General features: G+C 70.5%; 11 protein-coding genes. 5 read left to right on the top strand and 6 right to left on the bottom strand.

Features of this window, described 5'->3' with window-relative positions; translation table 11 throughout:
* Positions 1-182: 182 nt before the first annotated feature.
* From ACWGO0_RS11525 to ACWGO0_RS11515, 3 genes are all read left to right on the top strand, one after another.
* Positions 183-1,172: a helix-turn-helix domain-containing protein gene (locus ACWGO0_RS11525; protein ID WP_453531655.1), complete on the top strand. Its 990-nt coding sequence runs from the start codon at positions 183-185 to the stop codon at positions 1,170-1,172.
* Between the two features lie 71 nt (positions 1,173-1,243).
* Positions 1,244-1,726: a DUF456 domain-containing protein gene (locus ACWGO0_RS11520; RefSeq protein WP_453531652.1), complete on the top strand. Its 483-nt coding sequence runs from the start codon at positions 1,244-1,246 to the stop codon at positions 1,724-1,726.
* Between the two features lie 143 nt (positions 1,727-1,869).
* Complete coding sequence (locus ACWGO0_RS11515) at positions 1,870-4,224, top strand: glycosyl hydrolase family 95 catalytic domain-containing protein (RefSeq protein WP_453531649.1); 2,355 nt, start codon at positions 1,870-1,872, stop codon at positions 4,222-4,224.
* Positions 4,225-4,284: 60 nt separating this feature from the next.
* On the opposite strand, the gene ACWGO0_RS11510 is transcribed toward ACWGO0_RS11515, so the two are convergent.
* Together ACWGO0_RS11510 and rsgA are read right to left on the bottom strand one after the other, a co-directional pair.
* The gene (locus ACWGO0_RS11510; RefSeq protein ID WP_453532032.1) at positions 4,285-5,643 is read right to left on the bottom strand and encodes a DNA-3-methyladenine glycosylase 2 family protein; all 1,359 of its coding nucleotides are present in this window, start codon (positions 5,641-5,643) and stop codon (positions 4,285-4,287) included.
* Between the two features lie 73 nt (positions 5,644-5,716).
* On the bottom strand, positions 5,717-6,889 hold the full coding sequence (rsgA, locus tag ACWGO0_RS11505; RefSeq protein WP_453531646.1) for a ribosome small subunit-dependent GTPase A: 1,173 nt from the start codon (positions 6,887-6,889) through the stop codon (positions 5,717-5,719).
* A 381-nt stretch (positions 6,890-7,270) separates the two neighbouring features.
* On the opposite strand from rsgA, the gene ACWGO0_RS11500 reads away from it, so the two are divergent.
* Complete coding sequence (locus ACWGO0_RS11500) at positions 7,271-7,771, top strand: DUF5949 family protein (RefSeq protein ID WP_453531643.1); 501 nt, start codon at positions 7,271-7,273, stop codon at positions 7,769-7,771.
* A 132-nt stretch (positions 7,772-7,903) separates the two neighbouring features.
* On the opposite strand, the gene ACWGO0_RS11495 is transcribed toward ACWGO0_RS11500, so the two are convergent.
* Both ACWGO0_RS11495 and ACWGO0_RS11490 read right to left on the bottom strand, forming a co-directional pair.
* Positions 7,904-8,314, bottom strand: coding sequence for a rodlin (locus tag ACWGO0_RS11495; RefSeq protein ID WP_453531641.1), 411 nt, complete (start codon positions 8,312-8,314; stop codon positions 7,904-7,906).
* Positions 8,315-8,433: 119 nt separating this feature from the next.
* Positions 8,434-8,622, bottom strand: a complete 189-nt coding sequence (locus ACWGO0_RS11490; RefSeq protein WP_453531638.1) for a hypothetical protein — start codon at positions 8,620-8,622, stop codon at positions 8,434-8,436.
* Between the two features lie 306 nt (positions 8,623-8,928).
* On the opposite strand from ACWGO0_RS11490, the gene ACWGO0_RS11485 reads away from it, so the two are divergent.
* Positions 8,929-9,627, top strand: coding sequence for a hypothetical protein (locus ACWGO0_RS11485; RefSeq protein WP_453531635.1), 699 nt, complete (start codon positions 8,929-8,931; stop codon positions 9,625-9,627).
* A 168-nt stretch (positions 9,628-9,795) separates the two neighbouring features.
* Here ACWGO0_RS11485 and ACWGO0_RS11480 read toward each other — a convergent pair whose 3' ends face one another.
* Positions 9,796-10,206, bottom strand: a complete 411-nt coding sequence (locus ACWGO0_RS11480; protein WP_453531633.1) for a rodlin — start codon at positions 10,204-10,206, stop codon at positions 9,796-9,798.
* 189 nt (positions 10,207-10,395) lie between these two features.
* Positions 10,396-10,686 (bottom strand): hypothetical protein, encoded by a 291-nt coding sequence (locus ACWGO0_RS11475; RefSeq protein ID WP_453531630.1) that lies wholly within the window; start codon positions 10,684-10,686, stop codon positions 10,396-10,398.
* Positions 10,687-10,904 lie beyond the last annotated feature (218 nt).

The raw sequence follows: 10,904 nt of genomic DNA, 5'->3' as shown, positions 1-10,904 counted from the left end.
CGAAGCAGCACAAGGTGCCGCGTTCCGGAGGTTGTTGGTGCTGCGGTGGCGCCACATTGGCAGAGTGGCCACCGGTACGGGGGATGATGTCTGCGGCGGGTTTACGCCGTGGCCTTTTCCCGCCACGGCCGGTCGGCCGGAGCGCACGTTGTGCGAACAACCACGCCCGGGGAGGGTCGAGGATGCTGGGTGCGATAGGTCTCGACGAGAGACAGGAAGCGACGTACCGCGCGCTGGTCGCGGCAGGTGCGGCGGAGGTCTCCGATCTCGCGCACCGGCTTGCGCTCCCACAGGCGGACACCGAGCGGGCGCTGCGCCGCCTTGAGCACCAGGGCCTCGCGGCCCAGTCGTCGGCGAGGCCGGGACGCTGGGTCGCCGCCCCGCCAGGCGTGGCACTGGGCGCCCTCCTCATCCAGCAGCGGCACGAGCTGGAGCAGGCGGAGCTGGCGGCGGTGCTGCTCGCCGAGGAGTACCGGGCGGAGGCGAGCGAGCCCGCCGTGCACGATCTGGTGGAGGTGGTGACCGGCGCGAGCGCGGTGACCCACCGTTTCCATCAGTTGCAGCTCGGTGCGGTGTCGGAGGTCTGCGCCCTGGTCACGGGGAAGCCGATCGCGGTGAGCGGCATGGAGAACGAGTCCGAGGAACGCGCGGCGAACCGCGGGGTGTCCTACCGGGTCGTCGTCGAGCGCGAGGTCCTGTCACTGCCTTCGGGAATCCTGGAGCTGTCGGCCGCCCTCAGCCGTGACGAGCAGTGCCGGGTGGTCGACCGGGTGCCGACCAAGCTGGTCGTGGCCGACGGCAGTCTGGCCATGGTGCCGCTGACGGGACGCGGGGCGGAACCTGCCGCTCTGGTCGTCCATGCGAGCGGGCTGCTGGAGTCGCTCATGGGCCTGTTCGAGGCGGTGTGGCGGGACGCGATGCCGCTGCGGCTCGGCGAGAACGGCTGGGTGCGGGAGGAGGCGACGGGGCCCGATCCGACGGATCTGGAGATCCTGTCGCTGCTGCTGGCCGGGCTGACGGACGCGAGCGTGGCGAAGCAGCTGGATCTGGGGCTGCGGACCGTCCAGCGACGGGTCAAGGGCCTGATGGAGCTGACCGGGGTGTCGACGCGGCTGCAATTGGGCTGGCACGCGTACGAACGGGGCTGGGTGGCTCGTACGCCACGGGCCTGACGGGATTGCCGCAGACCCCCTCGGACCTGCGCTGACGGGCGGGAGTGCACGGATTCCGGCAGGCTGGTGGGATGGGTGTGTGGCAGCTCGTCGCCGTCGGCGTGGTCATGCTGGTCGGGCTGGTCGGCGTACTCGTGCCGGGCGTGCCGGGGCCGGCGATGGTCTGGGCCGCTGTGCTGTGGTGGGCCCTGACGGACGTGGGCCGGGACGCCTGGGTCGTACTGATCGGAGCAACGGCCCTGCTCCTGCTGAACCAGGCGCTCAAACCGCTGCTGCCGCCACGCCGGCCCGCCGCGTCGGGAGCACCGCGCAAGACCCTGATGCTCGGGGGGATCGCGGCGATCGCGGGGTTCTTCGTGCTGCCGGTTGTGGGCGCGGTCGTGGGGTACGTCGGGGCGATCTACGGGGCGGAGCGGCTGAGGCTGGGCAGCCGGGGCGCGGGCTGGACGTCGGTGCGCTCCGTGATGCGGGCGACCGGCTACTCGGTGCTGGTGGAGCTGTTCGCCTGCCTGCTGGTGGCGGGCGCGTGGCTGGTCGCTGTCATCTGGGGCTGACGCACCCCCGGAGCAAATAGCTCGTACACATCGGATCTCTTCCTCCCTATTGACGCCCGCACACCCCATGCCTACCTTCCCTGAAGGTATAGCTCGGATGAATCCATGTGCCTGCGCCCATTTTTGAGTTTCGAGGAGACGCCTTGCCCACAGCTTCGGAACCTCGCCCGTCCCACGCCCCGTCCCGCAGATCCGTTCTCGCCACCGGCACCGCCATCGGCACCGCCGTGCTCGCCGGCTCCGCCATCCCCGCCCGGGCCGCCACCGACGAGCTCTCGCCCCGCGCACCCGTCGTCCACTCCCCCGCCGACAGCTGGCGCACCGTCCTCGACGATGCCGACCTGGTCTGGCAGCGGATGCCGAAGACCTGGTACGAGGGCCCGTTCCTCGGCAACGGATTCCTCGGCTCCGGTATCTACGCGGAGCCCGGCGGCAAAGCGGTCCGGTTCAACGTCCAGCACTCCGAGGTGCAGGACCACCGCCCGGAGTTCGGATCGCTCTTCGGGCTCGCCCGCCTCCCGATCGGTCACTTCACGCTGGAGCCCGTCGGCACCATCACCGGGGTCGACTGGCGGCTCAGCCTCCGCAACGCGGAACTGACCGGCACCATCACCACCGACCGGGGCACCCTCGCGCTGCGCGCGTTCGTCCACACCTCCTCCGCGCTGATGGCCGTCGAGATCACCCCGGACGGGGACGAGCGGGACTTCCGCTGGACCTTCCATCCCGCGCAGGCGGTCAGCCCGCGCGTCGCGTTCATGACGCGCCCGCCCGGGTACGGTCCCAACCCGCCCGCCGCCCTTGAGGAGCTGGACGGGGTCCACGCCGCCGTACAGCCCCTGCTCGCGGGCGGTCAGCACGTCACCGCGTGGCAGGAGCGGGTACGGGAGGGCGGGGACCGTCGCACGCTGTATATGAGCGTCGCCCACTCCTTCCCCGGTACCACCGCGCGCGACCGGGCGGTGCGGACCGTGCGGGCGGCGAGCCCGGTCCCGTACGACATCCACGCCTCGGCCCACCGCTCCTGGTGGCTCCGCTACTACCGCAAGAGCTTCCTCTCCCTGCCCGACGCCCGGCTCCAGCGCTTCTACTGGATCCAGCTGTACAAATTCGCCGCAGCCGCCCGGAAGGACGCCCCGGTCATGGCGACCTGCGGCCCGTGGCTGGAGCCCACCCCCTGGCCCGCCACCTGGTGGAATCTCAACGTGCAGCTGGAGTACTGGCTGCTCCACGGCTCCAACCACCTGGAGATGGACGCGGTCAGCAGGGCGCTGAGCGAGTTCCGCGACAGCCTCTCCCAGCAGGTCCCGGCGCCCTACCGCCCGGACTCGGCGGGCATCGCGCGCACCACCGACATGAAGCTGCGCAGCGGTGACGTCGCCCTCAACGCCACGTTCCCGGTCGGTATCCCCGGGCAGGCGACGCCGACCCCGGAGGTCGGCAACCTCACCTGGGCCCTGCACAACGTCTGGCTCTCCTACCGGCACTCCATGGACGAGTCGGTCCTGCGCGACACCCTGTTCCCGATCCTGCGCAGGGCCGTCGCCTACTACCTGCACTTCCTGACCCCCGGCCCGGACGGGAAACTGCATCTGCCCGCCACCTACTCCCCCGAGTACGGCGGAACCACCCGGGACTGCAACTACGACCTGATGCTGCTCCGCTGGGGCTGCGCGACCCTCATCGAATCGGCGAAGATCCTCGGCGTGGACGACGAAATGTCGGGCCGCTGGAGCGAGGTCCTCACCCGGCTCGCCCCTTACCCGGTCGACGCGAACGGCTACATGATCGGCGCGGACATCCCCTTCGCGAAGTCGCACCGGCACTTCTCCCACCTGCTCGCCGTCTATCCGCTCTACGAGGTCACGGGGCGCACCGCCGAGGAACGCGCCCTGATCGAGAGGTCCCTGGCGCACTGGGTCGGCTTCACCGGAGCGCTCCAGGGCTACACGTTCACCGGCGCCGCCTCGATCTCCGCGCTCCTCGGGAAGGGCGAGGACGCGCTGACGTACCTCTCCACCCTGATGAGGCAGTTCATCCAGGCCAACACCATGTACAAGGAGTCGGGCCCGGTCATCGAGACCCCACTGGCCGCCGCCCAGTCGCTGCACGACATGGTCTGCCAGTCCTGGGGCGACACGATCAGGGTCTTCCCCGCGCTGCCGGCCGCCTGGCGGGAAATGACCGTGCACGACTTCCGCACCCAGGGCGCGTTCCTGCTCAGTGCGGTACGGGAAGAGGGCCGGACCCGGTGGGTCCGGCTGACCAGCGAGGCCGGGGCGCCCTGTCTCGTACACCACGGCATCGAGGGCCCCGTCGAGATCCGGGACCGGAGCGGACACCCCTTGCCGTACGAGGAGACCGCGTCCGCTACGGTCCGGATCACCCTGGCCAAGGGAGAATCCGCCCTGATCACAGCGGCGGGCGACCGCCCCGACCTGACGATCCGCCCGGTCCCCGCGACCGCGGAAGCGCCACGCTGGGGGCTGCCCGCCTGAGCGGGGCCCGCGCCCCCGGGAGAGCTGGGGCCTGTCCGGCGGATCAGGGTCGGGCAGGCCCTAGGAGCGCGCGAGTTCCAGATGGCGTACGGCGTACGAGCGCCACGGCCGCCACGCCTCGCTGCCCGGTGTCCCGTCCGGGTCCACATCGGGGTCGCCCAGTGCCCGCATCCTGATCAGCGCCGCCGCCCGGGGGCCGATTCCCGGCAGCCGCAGCAGCGCCCGCTCGGCCTCGTCCCGGTCCGCGCCCGCGTCGAGCCGTACCTCGCCGTCCGCCAGTGCGGCGGCGAGGGCCCGCAGGGCGGGGTCCTGCGCGCCGCCGGCCAGGACGCCCGGCTCAGGGAAGAGATGGGTGAGCCCGCCACAGGGCACGTCGAGGACCTTTCCGTACCGCTCGACCAGCTCACGGGCCGCCGCACGGCCCACCAGTGTCCGTACGGCGAACTCGTCCGGGTCCGCTGCGCCCGGCGAGCGCAGCCCGGGGCGGGCGGCGACCAGCGGCGCCAGCAGGGGATCGGCTCCGAGTGTCTCGGCGACGGCGCAGGGATCGGCGTCCAGGTCGAGCAGACGGCGCAGCCGCTGCACGGCGGTCGTCAGGTCGCGCAGATCGGTGAGGTGGATCCGGGCCTCCAGCCACGGCCCCGCCGACTGCTCGTCCACGGCGACGATGCCGGCGCCGTACGGCAGGGTCAGGGTGCGCCGGTACGTCCGACGGCCCGGCACCCCGCCGATCTCCTCGATCCGGTCGACGGTCCCGGCGGCGAGCAGGTCGAAGACCTCCCGGGACGCGTACGGTCCCCGGTGGGCGAGCCGGAGCGGGATCCCGGCCCGGTTCCCCTCACGTACGCCGCCGCCCAGACCGGTGCCGGACTCGGCGCGCAGGGCGCTGGGGGTCCGGGCGTAGATCTGCCGGATCGTGTCGTTGAACTGCCGAAGGCTGGCGAAACCGGCGGCGAAGGCGATCTCGGTGACGGGCAGATCCGTGGTCTGGAGGAGGACTCGCGCGGTATGGGAGCGCTGGGCCCGGGCGAGCGCGACGGGACCGGCGCCCAGCTCGGCGTTGAGCTGGCGCTGCACCTGCCTGGCGCTGTAGCCGAGCCGTCCGGCGAGACCGGGGACGCCCTCCCGGTCCACGACACCGTCGCCGATCATCCGCATGGCGCGGCCGACGACGTCGGCGCGCACGTCCCACTCGGCGGAGCCGGGCACGGCGTCGGGGCGGCAGCGTCTGCACGCCCTGAATCCGTTGCCCTGCGCCGCGGCAGCGGTGGGGTAGAACCGCACGTTCTTCCGTTTGGGGGTGACGGCGGGGCAGCTCGGCCGGCAGTAGATGCCGGTGGTCGCGACGGCGAAGAAGAACTGTCCGTCGAACCTTGCGTCGCGGCTGCTCACCGCCTCGTACCTGGTCTGTTCGTCCATCACACCGTCCAGTGTGCGGCACCTTCCGGTGCCGCACTCGCGGTTTTCGGACGTCGAACCCGTACCACTCCCGCTACCGCATCCGACCCCGCTTGAAGTCCGCCGCGGCCCGCCCCTCGGCGCCCTTGCGCTTCCATTCGCGCATGGTCTCCGAGCGCAGCCGGGCGTCGGTCTTGGCCGCGATCCGGTGGTTCTCCCGGAGCAGCTTGCGATAGCTGTCGAGGCGCCGCTCGGGCAGCGTCCCGTCCTCGACCGCGCCCCGGACCGCGCAGCCAGGTTCCGCCTCGTGGGCGCAGTCGTGGAAGCGGCACTGCTGTGCCAGCTGCTCGATCTCGGAGAAGACCTGGCCGACACCGGCCTCCGCGTCCCAGAGCCCGACCCCGCGCAGACCGGGGGTGTCGATGAGCACGCCACCGTCGGGCAGGACGAGGAGGTTACGGGTCGTGGTGGTGTGCCGGCCCTTGCCGTCGACGTCACGGGCCGCCTTGACGTCCATCACGTCCTCGCCGAGCAGGGTGTTGGCGAGGGTGGACTTGCCCGCGCCGGAGACCCCGAGCAGCACACTCGTACCGTTCGAGACGACGGCGCGGAACACGTCGATGCCCTCACCGGTGGCGGAGCTGACGGGTAGCACCTGCACGCCGGGCGCGATCGCCTCGATGTCCTGGACGAGGTAGGAGAGCGTGGCGGCGTCCGGTACGAGATCGGCCTTGGTCAGCAGCACGAGCGGCCGGGGGTCGGGCCGGCCGGCCGTGTGCCCGTCGCCGAGGAGCGCGTCACCGCTGGAGCTGGACATGGCGAGCGCGAGGAAGCGCTCCAGACGCCCGAGGTCGAGTTCGACCGCGAGCGAGACACAGATGACGATGTGGTCGATGTTGGTGGCGAGCACCTGACCCTCGGAACGCTGCGACGACGTCGAGCGGACGAAGGCCGTACGCCGCGGCAGCAGCGTCCGTACGAACTGTGGGTCACCGTCGGGGTCGACGGCCACCCAGTCCCCGGTGCAGACGACACGCATCGGGTCGCGGGGCACCACGAAAGCGGTGTCCGCGCGCAGCGGGCCGTTCGGAGTGACGAGGTCGCACTGACCGCGGTCCACCCGCACCACACGTCCGGGGAGCAGACCCTGTTCGGCGTACGGGGCGAACGCGTCGGCCCAGTCCTCGTCCCAGCCGTACGGGGACAGCGCGTGCGAAGAGGTCGGAACCGAAGGAGAAGTCGGAACCGGAAGAGAAGAGAAAGACAAGGGAAACCCTTCGAAGGGCGGCCCCGGCACCGCGCACTCGGGCGCGGAAAAGGTAAGTGAAGGTCAGCCGGTGGCCACGGGGGTGAGAACGATGCTCATCTGGTCGTGGGCAGCGCCCACCGCAACGACAGTCATCAATGTCCTCACCTCCTGGTTCCTCACGGCTCACGCACACGGCCGGTTGTTCCCGGCCCTGTGTGCGGACGAGATCAACCATAGCCCGGGGTCACCGGTCACCGTCAACGGAATATCCGCGGACACTCCTGCGGTGAGCGCCGCAGGACCGGGACGAGACGCGTTCGTCTGAGTTATCCCGAAGGCTTCCCCGATCGGGTGATACGCGTGCACATCGACCGGTCTCAGGCCGTTATGGTGCCGAGCATGACCACACCCCAGACCGCCACCGGCACGTTCACACAGGCCCAGTTGGGCACTCAGATCCTCATCGGCTGGAGCGGCCGGCACCCCGAGGGCGACCACGACGTCGCCTTCCTGCTCACCTACTCGCTCGGCGACGGGCAGGACGGCCCGGAGGCCGGCGAGAGCGCCATGCGCATCGCGCTGGAGCGCTGCGGCCTGCCGGTCGGCGGCGGCCTCACCAGGGCGTCCGAGACGCCGGGCCTCCCGGTGAAGCTTCTCGTCCAGGCGGGCCAGGCCGTCCTGACGATGCCCCACTTCAAGGCGCAGTACCAGGTGCCCCCGGAGTGGCTGGCCGCGGCGGAGGCCCAGGGCGAGGTCTACGGGATGTTCGCCACGCGCCCGTGGCCGGAGGGCGTACCGGGGCAGCCGGTGAGCGAGGAGCTCCTGCGTTCGTTCGCGGCGGACGAAGAGGTCGTCAAGACGTCCGCGCTCTGCCTCCTGCCGGTACGCAGCCTGGGCTGACCGCCCCTCCCCCGTCGGCCATTGACGATGCCCACCACCCCCCGTGGAGTGGTGGGCATCGTCATGGGCGCTGCCGCACAAGGGAGTGCGGGCGGCCCGGAGATTCCCGGACCGCCCGCACAACATGGAACGTCAGTTGTTGCCGACGCCGTTGCCCGAGAGCACCGGGATGTCGTCCAGGATGTGCGACAGAGCCTCGTCACCCTTGGCCTGGGTGGAGTTCTCGGTGCACTGCTGGTTCTGCGGCGAGTGCAGGACGTTGATGTCCTGAACCGCGACCGGCACGAGCACGCCGATGAGCGAACCGGCGTTGACCTTGGCCGGCAGGCCGATGCACGCCTTGTTCAGCGTGCCCTGGACCAGGTGGGTGTTCGGGCTCCAGTCGCCGTGCGTGACGGCGTTGCCGAACGCCTGGGAGGCGCCGTTGCCGTTGACCGACGTGGTGCCCCCGTCGTTGCCGATCGCCATGGCCGAGGGGGCCGCAGCGGCGGACAGACCGACCAGGGACACGGCCACTGCCGCGCCGGCCATCATCTTCTTCATCAAGCTTCACCTTTCGGAGCGTCCCGTTGTGGAACGTACTGAACAACCCCATTCGGAGGATTCAGTTCCGCAGTACCACTCAAATGGGTTCGATCCTGCGCAAGGTGGACGCATCGGGTTCACTCGCGGGCGCTCTCGCCGGATGTGCGGGCCGCCGGAACGAGGCGGCCCACGGGGTGAGGGTTCGTTGCCGGATCGGCGCCGCGGCCGGCCGCGCACCACTCCGCGAACAGGCGGTCGTAGATCGGTGTGCTGTCCTCCGCGGGCTGCCGGCCGCCCGGGGGGCGTTGACTGTCGTACTGGTCCATGAAGAGCCCTTACCCCGTGCGGCGAATCCGCGCAGCCTGCGCCTCGGCCATCCGGCCCAACCCCGTGACCCCGCGCCGCACATGCACACCGACGGCACCTCCCGCCGGATGACACTCCGGCGGGTCCCCCTGATGGCGGCAGGGCTGGTGCGCGCCTAAATGCCTGCTCAGAGGCACAACCTCACCCGAACACCGGTCACCGCCGGTACCTGTCGGATTGCGTGGAGTAGCTGGCCTTTACACGGTGGCGGTGGCCCTCCCACGAAGAGGGCATGCAATCCGAGCATTTCTGGAAGGACAAGCTTCATGCGCATTTCCCGGAAGACCGGTCTCCTCGTCTCGACGGCCGCCTGCTGTGCCCTCACCCTCGGGTCGGCCGGCGCGCAGGCGGTGGCAGCGACCGCGTCGCCCGCCCACTCCGCCGGCGTCCCCGCCGCCGAACCCGCCATCCCCGGGGCCGAGCAACTCGGCGCCCAGGCCGGTCTACTGAAGGACACCTCGGGCGTTCTCGCCCCGGTGACCGATCTGATCGACGCCGTACTCAAGGCCCCCGACGGCACGTTGCCGGAGGCGGACGCCGCGAAGCTGGCCGAACCCGTGACCGCCTCCCTGGCGCCGTTCAAGGAAAAGGCGGCAACCACCCTGCCCGCTCCCGACGTCCCCGCGCCGGACGTCCCGGTTCCGGATGTCCCGGCTCCGGGCATCTCCACTCCGGACGTCCCCACTCCGGGCCCGCGGGCCGAGCCCGACCCGGGTGCCGTCCTGAAGGCCGAGGCCGCGGCGGACCTCCAGGCGAAGGTGGACGCGCTCGTCAAGGCCGCGGTGTCGGGCAAGCCCGCCGAGGTGGCCGCAGCGGTCCAGGCGACCATCACGGGCAGCCTCAACGTCGTCCTGAGCGTGGTGCTCGGCGGCGGTCTGCCCGCCGCCGACCTGGCGGGCCTCCCCGAGATGCCCAAGGTTCCGGGCGTACCCGCGGTTCCGGTCATCGGCGGCCTGCCGCTCTGACCCGTCGGCACTGACACACGACAAGGGGCCAGTCCGTCCGGGCCACCGATGACCGGTGGCCGCATGGATGAACTGGCCCCACGTTTCACGCACTTCGAACAGGCAGAATCCGGGCCGTCCCCGATGAGCTCGAGGAATTCAGCGGCGAGGGACCGGAACTACGCGACCTCAGTTGTTGCCGACGCCATTGCCGGAGAGCACCGGGATGTCGTCCAGGATGTGCGACAGAGCCTCGTCACCCTTGGCCTGGGTGGAGTTCTCGGTGCACTGCTGGTTCTGCGGCGAGGACAGGACGTTGATGTCCTGGACCGCGATCGGAACGACTCCGATGAGCGAACCGACGTTGGCCTTGGCCGGCAGTCCGATGCAGGGCTTGTTCAGCGAACCCTGGATGAGCGCGAACTGCGGGCTCCAGTCGCCGTGCGTGGCGGAGTTACCGAAAGCCTGCGAGGCGCCGTTGCCGTTGATCGACGTGGTGCCGCCGTCGTTGCCGATCGCCATGGCCGAGGGGGCCGCAGCCGCGGAGACACCGACGACCGAAGCAGCGACAGCCGCCGAGGCCAGAATCTTCTTGATCATGAAATAACCCTTCCGAGGTATTCTCTTGCCCGCCTATCCGGAGCGTCCTGAACAACTCGTTCCGACGGGATTGGTTGTGCTCATTCACTCGAACGGTGCTTATTTACTTCCGGGCCGCCGCTTAATGCGGGGCACCGGCACACCGGAGAAATTGCGGGGCCGTGAGGGAAATGCCGTCGCGCCGACGGATCAGCCGCCGAGGGGCACGCCGCCGAGCAGCGGGGCTGCGCCCTGGGCCGCACCGGTGGCCTCGCCGGCCAGCTTGCCGACGGCGCCGTCCTCCTGCACCGACTCGGCGGCGCCGCCGACCGTGTCGACCAGCGGGTCGACGGCCTGCGGGGCGGCGGCCATGACCTGGTTCAGGCCGCTGTCGAGGCTGAAGTTGGGGGCCGTGGCTTCAGTAACGGCGAAGGCGGGAGCAGCCGTTCCGAGAGCAACCACGGAACCGGCAACGAACGCAGCGGTCTTCGCGTACTTCACTTTCAGGTTCCCTTCTGCAGCGGCATCTGTTTCGGTCGCGTTCCCGCGCCGCACCAGCCTTCTTTAGCTGTGACTTCTGCCGCTTTCACAAGGAGTAACGATCAGGTAGTGAACGGGAAACTGCGTGCAGTCGGTTTTCTCGTGCAGCTTTCTGGCCGCACCCGGGATTCATGATTCGACGGCGAAAATAAGTGGGCCCCGGATCGCGTATGCGATCC

This window comes from Streptomyces sp. NPDC055749 (genome assembly GCF_053617235.1).
Note: the sequence above shows the minus strand (reverse complement) of the source record. Positions and strands in the feature narration are given on the sequence as shown.